Genomic DNA, 19,208 nt, shown 5'->3' with positions numbered 1-19,208 from the left:
CTCATGAGCGCCAATACGAGCCCCAGCCCGACCGCCAGCATGAGCCTTGAATCCCGCCTCGACGCCTGGTCGCGCGGCTGGCGCGCGCCGGTCTTCGCCGCCCTGGTCGCCCTGATCGCCGGCCTTCCGGGCCTGTTCGCCATGCCGCCGCTCGATCGCGACGAGTCCCGCTTCACCCAGGCGACGGCCCAGATGCTCGAGACCGGCGACTACGTGAACATCCGGCTGCAGGACCAGCCCCGCAACAAGAAGCCGGTCGGCATCCACTGGCTGCAGGCGGCGGCGGTCTCGGCCGTCTCGGCGCCGGAAGACCGGGGCATCTGGGCCTACCGCATCCCCTCGCTGCTGGGCGCCATGCTGGCGGCGGCGGCCTGCGCCTGGGGCGCGGGCGCCTTCTTCGGCCCGCGCGAGAGCCTGCTGTCGGGCGCGATCCTGGGCGCGACCTTCCTGCTGTCGACCGAGGCCTTCATCGCCAAGACCGACGCCTCGCTGTGCGGCTTCACGACACTGGCCATGGCGGGCCTGGCCCGGATCTACGCCGCGGGCCTGGCCGGCGAGAAGGCCGGCAAGGGTCCGAAACTGGCCTTCTGGATCGGCATGGCCATGGCCGCCCTGATCAAGGGCCCCGTCGGCCTGCTGGTCGTCATCCTCGCCATCCTGTCCCTGTGGGCCTGGGACCGGAAGGCTGGCTGGCTCAAGCAACTGGGCTGGAGCTGGGGCCTGATCCTGTTCGCGGCCATCGTCCTGCCCTGGGCGACGATGATCACCGTCGCCACCGACGGCGCCTTCTGGGGCGCGGCGGTGGGCGGCGACCTGGCGCCCAAGCTGGCCGGCGGCCACGAGCGCCACGGCGGGATTTTCGGCTACTACGCCCTGCTCTCGCCGCTGCTGCTGTTCCCGGTCACCCTGCTGCTGCCCGCCGCCCTGGTCCTGGGCTGGACCGGCCGCAAGGAGCCGGGCGTGCGCTTCGCCCTCTGCTGGCTGATCCCGACCTGGCTGATGTTCGAGATCCTGCCGACCAAGCTGGCCCACTACACCCTGCCCGCCTTCGGGGCCCTGGCCATGCTGATGGCCGCGGCCCTGCGCAAGCCTCTGGGTCTTCCCTCGCGGATCGTCGGCACGGTGCTGCTGGCCATAGCCGGCCTCGCCTTCGCCGGGGTCTGCATCGTGGCCTGGAAGCAGTACGCCGCGCCCTCGGCCCTGCCGCTGGCCATCCTCGCCGCCCTGCTGTTCGTCGCGGCCGCCGTCGCCGGCGGCTGGCTGATCCTGCGCGAGCGCAAGGCCGCCCTGGCCCTGGTCACGGCCGGCGCCCTGGGCATCCTGGCCCACGGCGCCATGGCCGGCCTGCTGGCCCCGCGTCTCGACTCCCTGTGGCTGTCGCAGCGGCTGGCCCGCGCCCTGGAGAAGGCCGACCTGGCCCCCCGCGCCGGCGCCCCCGGCCCCGTGGCGGTGACCGGCTATTCCGAGCCCAGCATGGTCTTCCAGCTGGGCACCACCACCGAACTGACAAACGCCGAGGGCGCCGCCGACGCCGTCGACGAGGGCCGCCCGGCCGTGGTCGAGGGCCGCGAGGACGCCAAGTTCAAGGCCGCCCTGGCCGCGCTGGGCCATGCCCCGCGTCCGGCCGGCGAGATCAAGGGCCTGAACTATTCCGACGGCGACGACGAGGTGCTGCGCATTTATCGCGGCGAGCCGCGCCGCCACGATGCGCCGGAAGACGCCGTGAGCGGCGCCGAAGTGGAGGCCCAGCCGTGAGCCGCTTCATCGAGATCGTCGAGGTCGGTCCCCGCGACGGCCTGCAGAACGAGAAGGCCATACTGTCGGTCGAGGAAAAGCTCGACCTGATCCGCCGCCTCGAAGCCGCCGGCGCCCGCCGCACCGAGGTGGTGTCGTTCGTCAATCCAAGCCGCGTGCCGCAGATGGCCGGCGCCGAAGAGATCATGGACGCCCTGGGCGGCCCTGATCCCAAGCGCTCGCGCATCGGCCTGGTGCTCAACATGCGCGGCTGGGAGCGCTGCGTCTCGACCGGCTGCGACGAGGCCAATGTCGTGGTCTGCGCCTCTGACGGCTTCGGCGTGAAGAACCAGGGCGCCACGGTCAACCAGCAGCTCGACACCCTCGCGGCCATCGTCGAGCGCCAGGCCGTCGACGGCGGCCCGCCGATCACCGCCACCATCTCGGTGGCCTTCGGCTGCCCGTTCGACGGCGAGATCAGCGAGGACCAGGTCGTCGCCATCGCCCGCGAGGCGGCCGCCATGAACGTGCCCGAGATCGCCATCGCCGACACCATTGGCGTGGCGGATCCCTGGACCGTCCGCAGGCGCATCGAGGCCGTCCGCGCCGCGGCGCCCGACGCGCGCCTGCGCATGCACTTCCACGACACCCGCAACACAGGCCTGGCCAACGCCTTCGCCAGCGTCGAGGCCGGGATCGACGTGCTCGACGCCTCGGTCGGCGGCCTGGGCGGCTGCCCCTTCGCCCCGGCGGCGACGGGCAACATCGGCACCGAGGATCTGGTCTACATGCTGGAGCGGGCCGGGTTCGAGACCGGCTACGACCTGGAAGCGCTGATCAAGATCGGCCGCGACATCAGCGAACGCCTGGGCAAGGCCCCGGCCTCGTCGCTGGCGCGCGCGGGCGGGTTTCCCCCGAAATAAACCTCTCCCGTGGGGAGAGGGAGGGGCCCGCGCCGCAGGCGTGGGAGGGTGAGGGCGTACGCCGTCGGCGGTCCCGTCACCGGACTGAAGTGCGAAATCGGCGAGGGTGAAACCCCTCACCCTCCCAGGCTATCGCCTGGGCCCCTCCCTCTCCCTATGGGAGAGGGGTTTAGGCCGCGAACCTTCCCAGGTCCTGCTTGCTCTCGACCAGGTCCAGCACGTCGCCCATGCGGAAGCCCGGATCGACCGGATGCAGGGCGTCGTAGATCGAGCGGGCGAAGGCGAGATCGGCCGGGGTCTTCACGCGCCAGTCGAGGCTGGACCAGTCGCGCACGGCCCGCAGGTGGGCCTGGCGGAAGCGGCCCGGTTGGCTGCGGATGGCGGCGGTCGGCGAGATGCGGGCCAGCGGGTCGCGCTCCTCGGCGGCGGCGGTGCGCAGGGTCTGGGCGGCGATGACCTCGACCTCCAGCCCAGCCGGATAGGTGCGATGCACGCGGTTGGAGGCGTAGTCGGCGCCGGTGCTCAGGGCCAGGCGGACGGTCTGGTCGATCAGGCCCGGATCGACGAAGGGCGCGTCGCCCTTCAGCCGGACGATGTGGCTGACCGGGCCGGCGGCTTCGGCGCAGCGGGCGATGCGGTCGAGGATGTCGGCGCCGGCCCCGCGATAAACGGTGACGCCGCGCGACACCAGGAAGCCGGCCAACGCGTCGTCGGCGGCCTGGTCGCTGGTGGCGACGATGATCTTGGAAAGGGTGCGCGCCTCGCGGATCCGCTCCAGCTGGCGCAGGATCATCGGCTGTCCCTGGAGGGTCGCCATCGCCTTGCCGGGCAGACGGCTGGAGCCCATGCGGGCCTGCAGGACAGCGAGGATCATCGGCTTTGCCTCCCTTCGAGGCGTCTTCTCGGTTCTTATCCGAACCTTGAGCTCTGAATCGGCGACCCCGCTAGGCGACCCAACGTCGCGGGTCGAGGGCCACCGGATCGTCGATGGCCATCTCGTCCCAGTCGAGGTCCGGCGGCGGGCTGGACGCGGCGGCGACGACGGCCGACAGCTCGGCGGCCGAGGTCACGCCGACGATCACGGCGGAGGCTTCCGGGCGCGACAGGGCGAAACCCAGGGCGGCCTGCAGCGGGTCGGAACGGCCTTCGGCGATCATCCGGCGCACGCGCGACAGGCGGCCCGAGGCCCCCTTCAGTTGGGCCGGAACGCGGTCGGGCGGCAGGAACAGCAGGCCGTTGAGGAAGATGGAGCGCAGCTGCACTTCGATGCCCATGCCGGCGATGCGTTGCAGCGAGCCGTCGGCCAGCAGGCGCTGGTCGAGCAGGCTGGCCGGCGCCTGGAGGATGTCGGGCTTGAAGCGGCGGGCCACGCCCACCGGATCGTCGGTGGCGTGGGCGGAAATGCCGATGTTGCGGAACAGGCCCTGCTCGCGCAGGCGGTGCAGGCGGTCCCACATGGCCGGGCCATGGGCGCCGAACAGTTCCGACGGCGATTGCACGATGATGGCGTCGGCGCGTTCCAGGCCCATGCGGCGCAGCGAGGCGCGGGCCTCGGCCTCGACGAAGTCGGGACCGCGGTCGGCGCGGGCGGCCGCCAGGGTGACCCGGCACGAGACCGGACGCGGGATCAGGTCGCCGAGCACGGACTCCGAACGGCCATAGACGCCCGAGACGTCCAGCACCGACAGGCGGGCGCGCGCGGCGATGTTCAGGATGTCACGCGCCTCGACCTCGGGGGAACGCGAACGCGGCGACGCGTTCATGCCGTCCAGTCCGAACTGGGCGGCGGCGAGACCGAGCTTGGAGACGGTGAGCGACATGAAAATCCGCGTCGGGTGAGCACCAATGTCGGGCAGCGTACGCGCCAAGGTTTGAAGAAGGCGTTTCTGGAAACTTGCCGAGGGGTTAAGATCGGGCCGATGGACCTTACCGATCCCGCCGTCCTTTCCGGCCGCGAATGGCCCATGCACGGCCTGGCCGACGACATCCGGCCGGCCCTGGAAAAGGCCTTGGCGGAAGGGCCGGCGGTCCTGGCCACCATCATCGCCCTGGAGGGCGGCGGGCCGCGTCCGGTCGGCACGCAGATGCTTTTCGCGCAAGGTTTTGCGAGCGGCTTCCTGTCGGGCGGCTGCATCGAGGGCGACGTCGAGATCCACGCCCGCGCGGTGCTGGAGACCGGCGCGCCCCGGCGCCTCGTCTACGGCGAGGGCAGCCCCTGGCCCGACATCCGCCTGCTGTGCGGGGCGCGCATCGAAATCCTTGTCGAGCGCCTAGACCCCGACGATGTCGTCGCGCGCGACCTTTTGACTCACGCAACCGAAAGACGGCCGGCGGTCTGGTTCAGCGATGGCGTCCGGCGACTCTGCGCGCGCAAAGAGTCGGCGCCGGCCCCTTGGCCCGGCGCCTTCGGCCGGGGGTTCGATCCTGTTCCACGCCTGGTGGTGATCGGCGGCGATCCGACCGCCCTGGCCCTGGCGAGCCTGGGCGTCCAGGCCGGGTTCGAGACCGCGCTGGTCCGTCCCAAAGGACCGCTCGAGCCGCCTCCCCTGGCCGGCGTCAGCTACAGCCGCGAGGCCGCCGGCTCCGCCCTGGCCGCGATCGGCCTGGACCCCTGGACGGCGGTGGCGGTGTGCGGCCACGACATGGCGCAGGACCACGAGGCCCTGCTGGCCGCCCTGCCCTCGCCGGCGTCCTACGTCGGCCTGCTGGGCGCGCGGCGGCGGCTGGCCGAACGGATCGCGGCCTTGCGGGCGGAGGGTTTGACGGAGCGAGATCTTTCGAAACTGCGCGCGCCGATCGGCCTGGATCTCGGCGGCAAGGCGCCGTTCGAGGTGGCGATCGCGGTCATCGGCGAGATCATCGCCGCGCGCCATGGACAGCCGGCGCTGGAGCGGCGGGCGCATTCGGAAACGCTTTCAATATAGCCGTCATCCCGGCCGGAGCGCGCAGCGCGGAGAGCAGGGACCCAGGGGCGAGCGACGAAGCGCCGGCAGCCGCGAGGGCGCCAACCTTGCCACCGAGCCCAGTCTCCTGGGTCCCGGCTCTACGCTTCGCTTCGGCCGGGATGACGAACTTTGGAGCCCGGGAGAAGGATCAGACCTTCCAATCCCCCGACTTCCCGCCCGTCTTCTCGACCAGCCGCACGGCCTCGATGACCATGCCCTTCTCGGCGGCTTTCAGCATGTCGTAGATCGTCAGGCAGGCCACCGACACGGCGGTCAGGGCCTCCATCTCGACGCCCGTCGGCCCGGTGGTCTTGACGCGAGCGACAACGGCAAGCCCGCCCTCGCCCGGCTCGACCTCGACCACCACCTTCGACAGCGCCAGCGGGTGGCACAGCGGGATCAGGTCCGACGTCCTCTTGGCGGCCATGACGCCGGCCAGCTCGGCCACGGCGCGCACATCGCCCTTGCGGCCGGTCCCCGAAACGGCCAGGGCCAGGGTCTCCGGCGTCATCCGCACGAAGCCGCTCGCCACCGCCTCGCGCACCGTCGAGACCTTGTCGGAGACGTCGACCATGCGGGCGCGGCCCTGGTCGTCAATGTGGGTCAGCTTGCTCACTTTGCGAGGCGCCCTATCGTTCCAGAAGCCGGGGCATCAGCTCGACCATGTTGCAGGGCTTGTGGCGGCTGTCGAGCTGCGGGCCGATGACCTTGTCCCAGCCGTCCTTCACCGCCCCGTTCGAGCCGGGCAGGCAGAACACGAACACCCCGTCGATCAGCCCGGCCGTGGCCCGCGACTGCAGGGTCGAGAGCCCCACCGTGGCGTAGGACACCAGGTGGAACACCACGGCGAACCCGTCGATCACCTTGTCGAACAGCGGCTGCAGCGCCTCGACCGTGACGTCGCGCCCCGTCAGGCCCGTGCCGCCGGTGCTGACCACCGCATCGACCTGCCCGCTCGCGATCCAGCCGCGCACGGTGGCGCGGATCTTTTCGATGTCGTCGCGCACCACCGCCCGGCCGGCGAAGTCGTGGCCGGCGGCCTTGACCCGCTCGATCAGGATGTCGCCCGAGGTGTCGGTGCTCTCGTCGCGGGTATCGGAGACAGTGAGGATCGCCACCCGCACCGGTTTGAACGGCAGTTCCGGCTTGATCCCGCCGCCCGGGGTGAGGCCTGACATGCGATCTCTCTCCTTGCCTTTCGAAGGCCCGCGCGACGCCCTCGCCCTTCGACAGGCTCAGGGTGAGGGCGATTGCCAAGGTTCCTCATCCTGAGCTTGTCGAAGGACGAGGAACCGCTTCCACGGCCTAATCCCAACGCTGCGCGTCGGTCCTATCCTGAGCCGTCGGCTCGATCCAGCGGGCGCCGGCCGGCCCGTGCTCCTTCTTCCAGAACGGGGCGCGGCTCTTGAGCCAGTCCATCAGGAAGTCGCAGGCCTCGAAGGCGGCCCGGCGATGCTTCGAGGCCGTCGCCACGAATACCACCGCCTCGCCCGGCGCGATCTTCCCCACCCGGTGGACGATCCGCCAGCCCTGCAGGCCGAACCGCTCGGCGGCTCCGACCGCGAAGGCATCGATCGCGCTTTCGGTGAAGCCCGGATAGGCCTCCAGCTCGAGGATCGACGCGGCGCCGCCCTCGGCGCGGGCTAGGCCGACGAAGCTGGCCACCGCCCCCGTCTCGTCGCGGCCCTTGCAGAAGTCGGTCAGCAGCGCCCCGGGTTCGAACGGCGCCTCGGTGAGGGTGATCATCCGCCGCTCATCGGCGGCAGGAAGGCGACCTCGGTCGAGACCGCGAGCACCGCCTCGCCGCGCACCAGCGCCTTGTCGACCGCCACCTGCACGCCTGGACCGGCGAGAGCTTCGGCCAGCTCGGCGTCGTCATTGGCGATAGAGTCGCGCAGGGCCGCGAGGCTTCCCGCCTCGACCTCGCGCTCGCGCCAGCCGGCCTGGTCGGCCAGGCGCCCGAACAGCAGCACGCGGGCCATGGCCTAGCCTCCGGTCGTCGACATGTGGCGGGCCACGGCCGGCCGGGGCGCATCGACCTGGAAGTCGTGGCCCTTGGGCTTGGACCCGATCGCCGCGTGGATCGCCGCGACGAGTTCGCCGTCGGTCGCCCCGCCGCGCAGCACGGCCCGCAGGTCGCTGGCGTCGTCGCGGCCAAGGCAGGTGTGCAGGGTGCCGGTGCAGGTCAGGCGCACCCGATTGCAGGCCTCGCAGAAATTGTGGCTCAGCGGCGTGATGAAGCCCAGGCGCCCGCCGGTCTCCTCGACCTTGGCGTAGCGGGCCGGGCCGCCCGTCGCATAGGCCAGGTCGGTCAGGGTCCAGTAGGACGACAGCTCGCGCCGGACGTCCCTTAGCGACAGGAACTGGTCGGTGCGGTCCTCGTCGATCTCGCCCAGCGGCATGGTCTCGATCAGGGTCATGTCGCAGCCGCGGTCGTGCGCCCACTGGATCAGCGCCGGCAGTTCCTCGGCGTTGTCGCGCTTGAGGGCCACGGCGTTGATCTTGACCTGGAGGCCGGCCGCCAGGGCCGCGTCGATCCCGCCGATCACCTTGGCCACGTCGCCGCCGCGCGTCAGCCGGCGGAAGAGGTCGGGCCTCAGGGTGTCGAGCGAGACGTTGATCCGCTTCACGCCCAGCTCCGCCAGCCGCTGCGCATGCTGGGCCAGCCGGGTGCCGTTGGTGGTCAGGGTCAGCTCGTCCAGCGCGCCGGTCTTCAGGTGGCGCGACAGGCTTTCGACCAGCTCCATGATTCCCTTGCGCACCAGCGGCTCGCCGCCGGTCAGCCGCAGCTTGCGCACGCCAAGCCCAACGAAGGTCGAGGCCAGGCGGTCCAGCTCCTCCAGCGTCAGCACCTGCGCCTTCGGCAGGAAGGTCATGTGCTCGGCCATGCAATAGACGCAGCGCAGGTCGCAGCGGTCGGTCACCGACACGCGCAGATAGCTCACCGCCCGGCCAAAGCCGTCGATCAGGCGGGGGGTGTCGTCAGGGGACGTCATATCCGCGATAGAATAGGCGTCTCGGAGCCTGGCGGAAAGGGAACTGATGCGGCTGGAGGCGATCGTGCTGGCGGCGGGGGCGGCGTCACGGTTTGGCGGCGGCAAGCTGCTGGCCGATTATCGCGGCCGGCCGCTGCTGGATCATGCGCTGGACACGGCCCTGGCCGCGCCGGCGCGCGGGGTCACGGTGGTGCTGCGTCCCGGCGATGCGGCGGCCTTGAACCTGGTCGAGGCCCGGGCCGAGCCTCGCCTGCGTCCCTTGGCCGCGCCCGACGCCGCCCAGGGGTTCGATCAGGGCCTGGGCGCCTCGCTGCGCACGGCGATCCTGGCCCTGCCGGGCGACGCCGAGGCGGCGCTGGTGCTGCTGGGCGACATGCCGCGCGTTCCGCACGACCTGGCGGCCGACCTGGTGCAGGCCCTGAGCGCCGGCCCCGGCATCGCCGCCCCCGTCCACGCCGGCCGGCGCGGCCACCCGGTGCTGTTCGCCCGCCGCTGGTTCGCGGATCTCGCCGCCCTGGCCGGCGATCGCGGCGCGCAGGGGGTGCTGACCAAGGCCGGCGACGCCATCGCCCTGGTCGAGACCGACGACCCCGGCGTGCTGTTCGACGTCGACCGGCGCGAGGACCTGGATCGGTAGCTCCGCCGCGCCGATCAGAATCCCCCGCCGGCGGTCGGCCAGGGCGGCGCGGTCGCGCGCCACCTCAGAACGTGAAGACCGGAGAGCTTGGGACGCAGCCGCCGGCGCAACGCGGTTTCTCCGCGCTCCTTCCTCCAGCCTGGCCGATCCAGCGTGCGGTCCTGGGCGGCGACCACGCGCCAGACGGCGCGCAGGACCTCGCGAGGCGGGTCACGACCCAGGCGACGCTGGAGAAGAATCCGCAGCGAGAGCGAAGCCCGGGACGAGGCCCTGAACCACCGCACGATCATTCGCGCATCGGCCCGCACGCCCTCCTCGCCGAGCGGCGCCGAAAGCAGCGGGCAGAAATGGGTTCGCAGCGCGTCGGCGACCCGCCGTTCAGCGGCCGCGACCAGGCGCGCGTGCTCGCAGGCCACATAGCCGAGCCTGAAGACCGGTCGTCGCGGCTGGGGAAAAGCCGTCAGCTTGCGCTTCACTCCGCCAGGTCCGCCTCGTAGCGCCGCATCTCGCGCCAGTGCAGCCAGACGCCCAGGGCCAGGGTCAGCAGGATGGCGTAGCTCCAGACCGCCAGGCTCATCATGTAGGTGTTGATGGTCACCCGCAGGTCGATCAGCACCGCCACGTGCGAGGCCAGGGCGACCAGTTGGAACGCCGAGATCGCCACGGTCCAAAGCAGGCGCGAGCGCACCGACTCCCAGATGAAGATCAGCGCCGCCACGGCATCGACGATCATCACCCCGACGTCGGGATTGATGCGGTTGTGACGGAACATCACCAGCGAGGCGGCCCAGCCGGCCAGCAGGGTGACGGCGATCCGCTTCTCCGACGATCCGCCGCGCCAGAAGGCCAGGCCGCAGATCGCCAGGGTCAGAACGAGATAGAGATAAGCCGACACGGTACGCCCCCCTTCACCGCTCCAGGTTGACGCAAGTCCGGCTCGGATCAAAGGACGATCCGAGCCGGAGCTTTACGCCTTGGATATCGGCGACCCAGCGGACGGAGGCTTAATGCCGCGTCTTGTCGCCGTCGCAGAGAATCCGGCGGATCTCATCGACGACGCGCACCGCGCCGTCGGCGTCGTCAGCCGCCTCCATGTCGACGAGCCGCCGCAGCAGCACCGTCAGCACCCGTTGCTGGGTCGGACACAGGGACCGAATGCACCGCCCGAACTCGGCGGCCTCTTCGATGGCCGGATCCATGGTCGCCAGGACCGCGCTCATGCCGCGCCCTCCATTAGAACTTCGCGCTTCCCGGTGACGATCAGGCGGCACGACCGCCGTCGACGGCGCGCAGGCCCGAGGTGCGCGGCGTGTCGCCGCCCTCGACCTTGCCCAGGTCGCCCAGCGCCAGGGCGCCGCAGCCGATCTGCGCGCGAACTTCGGCCAGATCGCCATGCGCCTTCACGATGGTGCGGCGGGCCGACAGGATATGGGTCAGGGTCACGCCCAGGGTTTCGAGGGCTTCCTGACCGATGACGGCCGACAGGTGCGCGTCCATCCGCAGGGTGGGCAGCAGGCCCATCAGCTCGGCGGTTTCACGCACGGCCGCGTCGATCGCGGCTTCGGCCTGTTTCAGTTTTTCGGCCCCGGCACGGGCTGCGTCGCTGCGCTTCATGCAAGACTCTCCCACTCGCGCGGGCGCCCCCCGCACGTTCAAAGGCTTGGATTGTTTGGAATTCGGTTTTTCGGTTGGCCCGAAACCGACGATCAGTTCGCCGGCGGGGCGCTCCAACCCTCGCGGAATCGCTGGAGGGCGAAGAGGAATTCATGGGCTCCCATGGTCACCACGCTGAGCAGCACGCCGGCCGCCAGGGCTGAAACCAGGATCAGGCCCATCCATTGGGCGGGACTCAGGTCATGGCGCCAACCTCCCCGCGTTCGGACCTGATCGGACTGTCGTCCGACAGGAACGCCGTGGCCGCGAGGACTCGCAGCAACAGCTTCGAAGGAGGATCGCCGGCCGCCTGAGCCTTGCGCAGAGCCGACACCGTCTCCGGCACCAGGCGCTCCCGCTCGGGGGTGGCCGCCATCAGGGTCAGGCCTTCCTCGAGAGACTTCCAGCTCGCGATGAAGAACGCCGATCCCGGGGGCGAGCCAGTAGTCTTGGTCTTGGGTGTGTTGTCGTTCATGGCCGCTCCCGCTGCTGTCGTCAGGAGAGACCGGCTCAGGTTCGTCGGCTAGGCCCGGCGATTGCCTACGGTAGTCATTACCGGGGTGCTGTTCCCACGCCACGAAGGCCAGGGCGGCGTCGCGGCGCGGCATGCCGGCCAGGCGCCGGCGGGCGCTGAGCACGTGCATCTCGACGGTCTTGGGCGACAGGCTGAGCAGGCGCGCGATTTCCTTCGAGCGCTGGTGCTGGGCGATCAGGCGCAGGATCTCGCGCTCACGGGGCGTGAGCTTCTCGAAACCAAGGCTGTCGGCAGGCTCGACCATGGCGCTAACATGGTCCCAGCACAGCCTCCCGTCCAGCCGGTGAGGCGTCAATTTCGGACGCTTCAAAGTTAACAATCAGACAGTTCGCCTGATCGCCTCGCCCCCGGCCTCGCTTGACGGCCTCGCGTGATGGGGCGGGCGATCAGGCGCCCCGCACGAACGGCAGGCTGACGGTCGGCTGGCCCGACAGCGCCAGCAGGGCGTTGGCCGTCGCCGGACCGATCACCGGCGTGCCCGGCTCGCCCACCCCGCTGGGCGGGGCGGCCGACGGCACGATGTAGGTCTCCACGGTCGGGGCCTCGGCGAAGCGCAGCACGCGATAGGTGTCGAAATTGCTCTGGTCGACCACGCCCTCGGTCAGGGTCACCTGGCCGAAGAGCGCCGCCGACAGGCCATAGCAGGTCCCGCCCTCCATCTGGGCGGCGATCTGGTCGGGCGAGACGGCCACGCCGCAGTCGATGGCGGTGACCACCCGGCCGACGCGCGGCTCGCCGTCCACCAGCTTGACCTCGGCGACCTGGGCCACGACCGAGCCGAAGCTCTCGTGAACCGCCACGCCGCGCGTCCAGCCCGCCGACGCCTTCGGACCGGCCTTCTCCAGGGCTAGGTCCAGGGCCGCCAGGTGCCGGTTGGCCCCGGCCTTGGCGTGGAGGGCGCGGCGGTATTCGATCGGATCCTTGCCGGCCTTGCGGGCCAGCTGGTCGATGGTGTGCTCCATGACGAAGGCGGTATGGGTCGCCCCCACCGAGCGCCACCACAGCACCGGCACGCCCACCTCGGGGAACGCCACCTGGGCGTCGACGACGGGCGTGGCCTTCAGATAGGGCGAATCCGACGCCCCCTCGACGGCGGTCTGGTCGACGCCCTTCGAGGGCATCGGCGAGTCCTTCATGATCGACTGGCTGACGATGCGGTGACGCCAGGTCGCCGGCAGGCCGTCCTTGTCCAGCGTGACCCGCACGGCGTGGACCACCAGCGGCCGGTAATAGCCGGCCTTCATGTCGTCCTCGCGCGTCCAGACCAGCTTCACCGGCTTGCCGCCCCCCACCTTCTTGGCGACGTGCACGCACTCGGCCACGTAGTCGGCGTTGAAGGTCGCGCGCCGGCCGAACGAGCCGCCCGCGAACAGGGTCTCGATCTCGACCGAGCCCGGCAGGGTTCCGACGATCTTGGCGGCGGCCAGCTGGTCCAGGGTCTGGCCCTGCGAGCCGTGCACCAGCTTGACCGAATTGCCGTCGACGATCGCCACGCAGTTCATCGGCTCCATGGTGGCGTGGGCGAGATAGGGGAACTCGTAGACCGCCTCGAAGGCGTCCGCTCCCCCCGCCGCCTGGGCCGCGTCGCCCTTGGCTCCAAACGATTCCCACTTCTGCTCGGCCGGACCCTTGCCGGTGGCGAGATCCCGGAAGGCGGCCGTGATCTCTTTCGAGCCGCGCTTCTCGGCCTTGGCCTCGTCCCAGCGCACGACCAGCGCCTCGCGTCCCAGCCGCGCGGCCCAGGTGGATTTGGCCACCACCGCCACCCCGGTCGGGATCTCGAAGACGTCGACCACGCCCGCCACCTTCCTGGCCGCATCGGCGTCGAAGCTCTCGACCTTGGCCCCGAAGCGCGGCGGATGGACGACCATCGCCGTCAGCATGTCGGGCAGGTGGACGTCCTGGGTGTAGCGGGCCGTGCCGTCGACCTTGGCCTGCGCATCCTTGCGGCGCACGCGATCGGTGCCGATCAGGGTGAAGGCCTTGGGGTCCTTCAGCGGCGGGTTCTGCGGCGGCGTCACCTTGGCCGCGTCGGCCGACAGGTCGGCGAAGGCGGCGCTCTTGCCCGAGGCGTGGGTCAGCACCCCGTCCTTGACCACGACCTCGCCGGCCGGGACGTTCCAGCGGTTGGCGGCGGCCTCGACGAACATCGCCCGCGCCCCGGCGCCGGCCTTGCGCAGCTGCTCCCAGCTGTTGGAGATCGCCGAGCTGCCGCCGGTCAGCTGCGCGCCCAGGGCGCCGTTGCCGTAGAGCTTGGCGTTGGCCGGCGACTGCTCGACCCGCACCTTGGCCCAGTCGGCGTCCAGCTCCTCGGCGACGATGGCCGCCAGACCGGCATGGCTGCCCTGGCCGAATTCGACGTGCTTGGAGATGACGGTGACGAAGCCGTCCGGCTCGAAGCGGATGAAGGGGCCGAACGCCCCGACCTCGACCTTGGAGCCGGCGCTCATCAGGTCGGCCGGCGAGCAGCCGACCACCAGGGCGCCGCCGACCACCGCGGCCCCGACCACCACCTCGCGGCGGCTGAACCCTTCGGACTTCACGGGCGCGTTCATCGCACTTCTCCGCGCTGGATCCGCGACGTCGCGCCCGAGGCGGCCGAGATCGCCTCGTCGATGTCGGCCTCCTTGGCCGGTTCGGCGACGGCCGCCGGCGCGGCGACCACTGGGATCGCCTGGCCCGTCGCGGCCTGCCTGATCGCCGCCCGGATCCGCTGATAGGCGCCGCAGCGACAGATGTTGCCGCCCATGGCCGCGTCGATGTCCTCGTCGGTCGGCTTCTTGTTGGCCTCAAGAAGAGCGGCGGCCGACATGATCTGGCCCGACTGGCAGTAGCCGCACTGCGGCACGTCCAGCTTCACCCAGGCCTGCTGCAGCGGATGGGCGCCGCCCAGGCCCTCGATGGTGGTGATCTTGGCGCCCGACAGCGCTGCGATCGGGGTGACGCAGGATCGCACCGGGTCGCCGTTCACATGCACGGTGCAGGCCCCGCACTGGGCCAGGCCGCAGCCGAACTTCGTGCCCGTCAGGCCCAACTCGTCGCGCAGCACCCACAGCAGCGGGGTATCGGGATCGGCCTCGACCGACATCGTCTTGCCGTTGACGTCCAAGCTCGCCGCCATGCGCCTGTCTCCCTGCCCTCGGGGCAGCTAACACCGTTCTCCCGAGGCTCCGCCAGTGAAATTTTAACGCCGTCAGGATGGTTGGAAGGCCGGTTCCGCCACGCCTGTTGCGCGAAAGGCCTCACGTTCTTGGCCGACGCGCCCTAGCTTGAACGCACGACGCCTGCAGAGGACGCGCTGCCTTGGACTCCTTTCCCGCCTACTTCCCCCTCGCCGGCCGCAAGGTGGTGATCGCCGGAACCGGCGAAGGCGCCGAGGCCAAGGCCCGGCTGTTCGACGGCTCGCCCGCCACCCTGGTGCGGCTCGACGGCCATGCGGCCTTCCTGCCCGGCTCCTATACGGGGGCGGTGCTCGCCTTCATTTCCAGTTCCGACGAGGTCTTCGCCCAGGCCGCCGCCCGCGCCGCCCGCGCCGCCGGGGTGCTGGTCAACGTCGTCGACAAGCCCGACATGTGCGACTTCAACACCCCCGCCGTCATCGACCGCGGCGAGGTGGTGGCCGCCGTCGGCACCGGCGGCGCGGCCCCCGTGCTGGCCACCATGCTGCGCTCCGACATCGAGGCCCAGGTGCCCGAAGGCGCCGGCCGGGTCGCGGCCCTGATGCGCAACTTCCAGAGCGAGGTGCGCGGCGCCCTGCCCACCCTGCACGAACGCCGCGCCTTCCTGCGCGAGGCGCTGTCGGGCGAGGCCGCCCAGGCGGCCATGACCGGCGACATGGAAAAGGCCGGCGCCCTGTTCCGCGAGGCCCTGGCCAAGAGCGTCAAGAAGGAAGGCAAGGTCCGCTTCGTGGCCGGCAAGGGCCCGGCCGACCTCTTGACCCTGCGCGCCGTGCGGGCCCTGTCGGCCGCCGACGTGCTGGTCATCGACGAGGCCGCCGACCCCGAAGTCGTCACCATGGCCCGCCGCGACGCCCGCCGCCTGTCGGCCGCCGAAGCGACGCCGGAACACCTGATCGAACTGGCCCGCAGCGGCCGCCAGGTCGTGCGCCTGGTCGCGGCGCCGGTCGAGGCTGCGGACATCCAAGCCCTGTCGGCGGCGGGTGTGGCGGTGGAAGTGCTGCTGACAGCGCCGAGCGCCTAGATCCCTCTCCCCTTGCGGGAGAGGGTGGCCCCGCGGAGCGGGGTCGGGTGAGGGATCGAAAGCCCTATCCGCTTCGACGGCCGAACGACCGGACGCGGACGCCGAGATATCTGAGAGACCCCTCATCCGACGCCTTCGGCGCCACCTTCTCCCGCAAGGGGAGAAGGATCACCACGCCGCATTGACTCCCCGTCCCCCCTCCGTATGTTCCGCGCCGTTCGAGTGACTGGCGTTGAAGGTGGGTGACCACCGGGGAGCTCGGAACGCATTCGCCGCGCGCCTGGGCTCCTTTCTGACCGCAACCAGACCCGGAGTCCCCCGTGCCCGCCGCCCCCGACTATCCGTCCGCCCCCGATCTCGTCGCCCCCAAGCGCGCCCTGCTGTCGGTCTCCGACAAGACCGGCCTGGTCGAGGCGGCCAAGGTCCTGCACGAGGCGGGCGTCGAGCTGGTCTCGACCGGCGGCACCAAGGCGGCCATCGCCGCGGCCGGCCTGCCGGTGAAGGACGTGTCGGACCTGACCGGCTTCCCCGAGATGATGGACGGCCGGGTCAAGACCCTGCACCCCATCGTCCACGGCGGGCTGCTGGGCGTGCGCGACGCCCCCGAGCACGCCAAGGCCATGGCCGACCACGGCATCGGCGGCATCGATATCCTCTATGTGAACCTCTACCCGTTCGAGGCCACCGTCGCGAAGGGCGGCTCGTACGAAGAGTGCGTCGAGAACATCGACATCGGCGGCCCGGCCATGATCCGCTCGGCGGCCAAGAACCACGGCTATGTCTCGGTCTGCACCGACCCGGCCGACCTTGGCGAAGTGCTCGAAGCCCTCAAGGCCGACGGCGGCACCTCGCTGGGCCTGCGCAAGACCCTGGCCGCCCGCGCCTACGCCCGCACGGCGGCCTATGACGCGGCGATCTCAGCCTGGTTCGCCGGCCAGCTCGGCCAGGACTTCCCGGCCCGCAAGTCGATCGCCGGCGAGCTGCGCCAGACCATGCGCTATGGCGAGAACCCGCACCAGAAGGCGGCCTTCTACACCTTCCCCAGCCCCCGCGTCGGCGTGGCCACCGCCCGCCAGCTGCAGGGCAAGGAACTGAGCTACAACAACATCAACGACACCGACGCGGCCTTCGAGCTGATCGCCGAGTTCGACCCGGCCCAGGGTCCGGCCGTCACCATCATCAAGCACGCCAACCCCTGCGGCGTGGCCCTCGGCGCCACCCAGCGCGAGGCCTATGAGCGGGCCCTGGCCTGCGACCCCACCTCGGCCTTCGGCGGCATCGTCGCCACCAACACCCGCCTGACCCGCGAAGCGGCCGAAGCCATGGTCGAGATCTTCACCGAGGTGGTGATCGCGCCGGAAGCCGACGACGACGCCGTCGCCGTGTTCGCCGCCAAGAAGAACCTGCGCCTGCTGGTCACCGGCGGCCTGCCCGACCCGCTATCGACGGGCGACACCTTCAAGAGCGTGGCCGGCGGCTTCCTCGTGCAGTCGCGAGACGACGCGCGGATCAAGGCCGGCGACCTGAAGATCGTCACCCAGCGCCAGCCGACCGAGGAAGAGATCCGCGACATGCTGTTCGCCTTCCAGATCGGCAAGCACGTCAAGTCGAACGCCATCGTCTACGCCCGCGCCGGCCAGACCCTGGGCGTCGGCGCCGGCCAGATGAACCGCAAGGACTCGGCTCGCATCGCCGCCCTGCGCGCCGCCGACTTCGGCCTGGACCTGAAGGGCTGCGCCTGCGCCTCGGAAGCCTTCTTCCCGTTCGCCGACGGCCTGATCCAGGCGGCCGAAGCCGGCGCCACGGCGATCATCCAGCCGGGCGGCTCGATGCGCGACCCCGAGGTCATCGAGGCCGCCGACAAGCTTGGCCTCACTATGGCCTTCACCGGCGTGCGAGTGTTCCGCCACTAGGGATTGAGTGGAAGAGCCATGGACAGCGCCTCCTGGGGAGCCAAGGTCGTTTCACGCTCGCGGGTGTTCAAGCCCGCGGGCCTGGGCCCCTTTCCGGTGGCGCTGATCCTGCACGGCTGCGGCGGCAAGACCCCGTTCCTGGAGACCTATGCCGAGGTCGCGGTGAAGGCCGGCTACGCCGCCATCGTGCTCGACTCGTTCGCGCCGCGCGGCATGAGCACGCTCGACGGCAAGCTCTTCGTCTGCACCCTGATGACCCTGCACGGGGCCAAGCGCGCGGCCGACGTGTTCGGAACCCTGGCCTGGCTGAAGACGCAGAGCTGGGCGCGGGCCGACCAGGTGTTCCTGGCCGGCTGGAGCCATGGCGCCTGGACGATCATGGACGCCTACGCCGCCGGGACCTCGGCTCCCAGCGCCACCGGCCTGGCCGACGCCGACGCGGTCGCCCTGCGCCGCCAGGTCAAGGGCGCGCTGCTGGTTTATCCGTATGCGGCCTATCCATCAATGACCAGCCGCCGGGGCTGGGGTCCGGGCGCCCCGCCGGTGTGGTCGGTGCTGGGCCAGAAGGACGGCGTGGTCGGCTGGCGCTATCCCAAGAAGGCCCTGGAACGGCTCAGCGCCGACGGCGTCAAGGTCGACCTCAAGCTCTACCCCGACGCCACCCACGCCTTCGACGACGACAAGGCCAACGACCCGCGGGCGATCTACCGGCCGGACCTCTTCCAGGAGGTCCAGGACTATTTCGCCGCCGCGCTGAAGGCGGTCGCGCCGAAACCGGGGCTGTTCGCTTAAGATCCTGCCAAGAGGGAGAGTCCCTTTCGGCCCCTCCCCCGTAAAATCCCCGCGAAAGCGGGGACCCAGGTGTTTTCTGAAACGCGTGGCGCTCGACGATAAAAAGCCTGGGTCCCCGCTTTCGCGGGGATTTTACGGATTTGGGTTGCTAACGGGGATAGACGAAGCTCTATCCCCGACGATCTCGCCAAAGACCCAAAACAATCCAGCCGCTTACAACTTTCTCAGCGCTCTGGATCAGACGCGCTGAAACCCGCTGCATAATCAGAGCTGTCCCGTCGCAGGGAGAGGGCGCAAGGATCCGGCCCGAAGCGTGCGACGGTGATGCGATCGAGCGGGGCCGCCGGAGCTGCGTGAGCAGGACCGAACGGCTTAAATGAGGATGGAGGACGTAAACCCATCCATCGGGAGCTTGCCTGTATCGGCTCCCGCCCGTCCGAGGGTCCGCTCCGGCGCCTTCTGTCTGCACGCGATGGCTAGCGAAGCTTACAGCCCGGTTCCGGGGAAGGCACACGCCGAAGGGGGTGAAGGGCGGAAGAGGCCCGCGCGCCCCGGCCTGAGGCACAACGATCGCGCGGGGCGTCCAGCTTCGTCGAAACGGTATTTAGAACTCACACATCCGGGCGAGGCCCGGACGCCCCGCGCCCTCTCCACAAACTCTGCGCAATCGCGCGAGAGATCGCCAACCCGTTCCCTCTCCCCTTGCGGGAGAGGGTGGCCTGCGAGGCAGGTCGGGTGAGGGGTCGCGCGTACAGAAACGCCGCGACAGCCGATCAGCTGTCGCGGCGTCAGAAGTCTGAGAGACCCCTTGTCTGTTGGAAGGCTGTTAGCGTGAGGGGGTCTTCCGGGACACCCGCCCGACGGTGCAACGTCAGGCGGG

At 70.6% G+C, this 19,208-nt stretch carries 21 protein-coding genes, 2 pseudogenes and 1 riboswitch; of the genes and pseudogenes, 8 read left to right on the top strand and 15 right to left on the bottom strand.

All coding sequences use genetic code 11. The annotated features are described in order from the left end of the window. The first annotated feature begins 39 nt into the window (after positions 1-39). Complete coding sequence (locus tag AC07N1_RS21240) at positions 40-1,755, top strand: ArnT family glycosyltransferase (RefSeq protein WP_494673599.1); 1,716 nt, start codon at positions 40-42, stop codon at positions 1,753-1,755. Next, positions 1,752-2,657 carry a hydroxymethylglutaryl-CoA lyase gene (locus AC07N1_RS21235; protein ID WP_494673598.1) on the top strand — a complete coding sequence of 302 codons (906 nt, stop codon included), beginning with the start codon at positions 1,752-1,754 and terminating at the stop codon, positions 2,655-2,657. The genes AC07N1_RS21240 and AC07N1_RS21235 overlap by 4 nt, the downstream gene beginning before the upstream one ends. Positions 2,658-2,826: 169 nt before the next feature. Here AC07N1_RS21235 and AC07N1_RS21230 read toward each other — a convergent pair whose 3' ends face one another. Continuing rightward, positions 2,827-3,531 carry a glycosyltransferase family protein gene (locus AC07N1_RS21230; RefSeq protein WP_487290070.1) on the bottom strand — a complete coding sequence of 235 codons (705 nt, stop codon included), beginning with the start codon at positions 3,529-3,531 and terminating at the stop codon, positions 2,827-2,829. Between the two features lie 70 nt (positions 3,532-3,601). Further along, positions 3,602-4,477 (bottom strand): bifunctional regulator KidO, encoded by an 876-nt coding sequence (locus tag AC07N1_RS21225; RefSeq protein WP_494673597.1) that lies wholly within the window; start codon positions 4,475-4,477, stop codon positions 3,602-3,604. 99 nt (positions 4,478-4,576) lie between these two features. On the opposite strand from AC07N1_RS21225, the gene AC07N1_RS21220 reads away from it, so the two are divergent. After that, entirely contained in the window at positions 4,577-5,581 is a 1,005-nt protein-coding gene (locus AC07N1_RS21220; protein ID WP_494673596.1) for an XdhC family protein, read from the top strand. 169 nt (positions 5,582-5,750) lie between these two features. On the opposite strand, the gene moaC is transcribed toward AC07N1_RS21220, so the two are convergent. Beyond that, positions 5,751-6,218 (bottom strand): cyclic pyranopterin monophosphate synthase MoaC, encoded by a 468-nt coding sequence (gene moaC, locus AC07N1_RS21215; protein WP_494673595.1) that lies wholly within the window; start codon positions 6,216-6,218, stop codon positions 5,751-5,753. A gap of 13 nt (positions 6,219-6,231) precedes the next feature. Then, positions 6,232-6,780, bottom strand: coding sequence for a molybdenum cofactor biosynthesis protein B (gene moaB / locus AC07N1_RS21210; RefSeq protein ID WP_494673594.1), 549 nt, complete (start codon positions 6,778-6,780; stop codon positions 6,232-6,234). Between moaB and AC07N1_RS21205 the strand changes: the two are divergent. After that, a pseudogene (locus AC07N1_RS21205) lies at positions 6,779-6,893 on the top strand (hypothetical protein); the annotation flags it as partial. The gene moaB and the pseudogene AC07N1_RS21205 overlap by 2 nt on opposite strands. 14 nt (positions 6,894-6,907) lie before the next feature. On the opposite strand, the gene AC07N1_RS21200 reads toward AC07N1_RS21205, so the two are convergent. Genes AC07N1_RS21200 through moaA form a run of 3 tightly spaced genes read right to left on the bottom strand, consistent with a single transcriptional unit; the run spans position 6,908 to position 8,598 of the window. After that, on the bottom strand, positions 6,908-7,348 hold the full coding sequence (locus AC07N1_RS21200) for a molybdenum cofactor biosynthesis protein MoaE (protein ID WP_494673593.1): 441 nt from the start codon (positions 7,346-7,348) through the stop codon (positions 6,908-6,910). Beyond that, the gene (locus AC07N1_RS21195) at positions 7,345-7,584 is read right to left on the bottom strand and encodes a MoaD/ThiS family protein (protein WP_494673592.1); all 240 of its coding nucleotides are present in this window, start codon (positions 7,582-7,584) and stop codon (positions 7,345-7,347) included. The genes AC07N1_RS21200 and AC07N1_RS21195 overlap by 4 nt, the downstream gene beginning before the upstream one ends. A gap of 3 nt (positions 7,585-7,587) precedes the next feature. Then, positions 7,588-8,598 (bottom strand): GTP 3',8-cyclase MoaA, encoded by a 1,011-nt coding sequence (gene moaA / locus AC07N1_RS21190; protein ID WP_494673591.1) that lies wholly within the window; start codon positions 8,596-8,598, stop codon positions 7,588-7,590. A gap of 46 nt (positions 8,599-8,644) precedes the next feature. Here moaA and AC07N1_RS21185 point away from each other — a divergent pair, with 46 nt between their 5' ends. Beyond that, a complete protein-coding gene (locus AC07N1_RS21185) occupies positions 8,645-9,235 on the top strand; it encodes a nucleotidyltransferase family protein (protein WP_494673590.1) in 591 nt (196 codons plus the stop codon). Between the two features lie 14 nt (positions 9,236-9,249). On the opposite strand, the gene AC07N1_RS21180 is transcribed toward AC07N1_RS21185, so the two are convergent. The 8 genes and pseudogenes from AC07N1_RS21180 to AC07N1_RS21145 all read right to left on the bottom strand — a co-directional run bounded on the left by AC07N1_RS21180 (position 9,250) and on the right by AC07N1_RS21145 (position 14,544). After that, positions 9,250-9,711, bottom strand: a complete 462-nt coding sequence (locus AC07N1_RS21180) for a hypothetical protein (protein ID WP_494673589.1) — start codon at positions 9,709-9,711, stop codon at positions 9,250-9,252. Continuing rightward, positions 9,708-10,130 (bottom strand): hypothetical protein, encoded by a 423-nt coding sequence (locus AC07N1_RS21175; protein ID WP_494673588.1) that lies wholly within the window; start codon positions 10,128-10,130, stop codon positions 9,708-9,710. The genes AC07N1_RS21180 and AC07N1_RS21175 overlap by 4 nt, the downstream gene beginning before the upstream one ends. Before the next feature lie 109 nt (positions 10,131-10,239). Further along, on the bottom strand, positions 10,240-10,455 hold the full coding sequence (locus tag AC07N1_RS21170) for a hypothetical protein (RefSeq protein WP_494673587.1): 216 nt from the start codon (positions 10,453-10,455) through the stop codon (positions 10,240-10,242). Positions 10,456-10,495: 40 nt separating this feature from the next. After that, positions 10,496-10,849 (bottom strand): hypothetical protein, encoded by a 354-nt coding sequence (locus tag AC07N1_RS21165; RefSeq protein ID WP_494673586.1) that lies wholly within the window; start codon positions 10,847-10,849, stop codon positions 10,496-10,498. A gap of 235 nt (positions 10,850-11,084) precedes the next feature. Then, positions 11,085-11,363, bottom strand: coding sequence for a hypothetical protein (locus AC07N1_RS21160; RefSeq protein WP_494673585.1), 279 nt, complete (start codon positions 11,361-11,363; stop codon positions 11,085-11,087). A gap of 127 nt (positions 11,364-11,490) precedes the next feature. Then, positions 11,491-11,667: pseudogene (locus AC07N1_RS21155) on the bottom strand (response regulator transcription factor); the annotation flags it as partial. A 142-nt stretch (positions 11,668-11,809) separates the two neighbouring features. Further along, on the bottom strand, positions 11,810-13,978 hold the full coding sequence (locus tag AC07N1_RS21150; protein ID WP_494673584.1) for a xanthine dehydrogenase family protein molybdopterin-binding subunit: 2,169 nt from the start codon (positions 13,976-13,978) through the stop codon (positions 11,810-11,812). Beyond that, a complete protein-coding gene (locus AC07N1_RS21145; protein WP_494673583.1) occupies positions 13,975-14,544 on the bottom strand; it encodes a (2Fe-2S)-binding protein in 570 nt (189 codons plus the stop codon). The genes AC07N1_RS21150 and AC07N1_RS21145 overlap by 4 nt, the downstream gene beginning before the upstream one ends. Positions 14,545-14,726: 182 nt before the next feature. On the opposite strand from AC07N1_RS21145, the gene AC07N1_RS21140 reads away from it, so the two are divergent. The 3 genes from AC07N1_RS21140 to AC07N1_RS21130 all read left to right on the top strand — a co-directional run bounded on the left by AC07N1_RS21140 (position 14,727) and on the right by AC07N1_RS21130 (position 18,328). After that, positions 14,727-15,623 (top strand): NAD(P)-dependent oxidoreductase, encoded by an 897-nt coding sequence (locus tag AC07N1_RS21140; RefSeq protein ID WP_494673582.1) that lies wholly within the window; start codon positions 14,727-14,729, stop codon positions 15,621-15,623. Positions 15,624-15,835: 212 nt separating this feature from the next. Beyond that, positions 15,836-15,916: riboswitch (ZMP/ZTP riboswitch) on the top strand. A gap of 27 nt (positions 15,917-15,943) precedes the next feature. Then, positions 15,944-17,536, top strand: coding sequence for a bifunctional phosphoribosylaminoimidazolecarboxamide formyltransferase/IMP cyclohydrolase (gene purH / locus AC07N1_RS21135; protein ID WP_494673581.1), 1,593 nt, complete (start codon positions 15,944-15,946; stop codon positions 17,534-17,536). 18 nt (positions 17,537-17,554) lie between these two features. Beyond that, positions 17,555-18,328, top strand: a complete 774-nt coding sequence (locus tag AC07N1_RS21130; protein WP_494673580.1) for a dienelactone hydrolase family protein — start codon at positions 17,555-17,557, stop codon at positions 18,326-18,328. Positions 18,329-19,208 lie beyond the last annotated feature (880 nt).

Source organism: Caulobacter sp. GW821-FHT09B11 (genome assembly GCF_059418205.1).
This window is presented reverse-complemented; position numbering and strand designations above follow the sequence as displayed.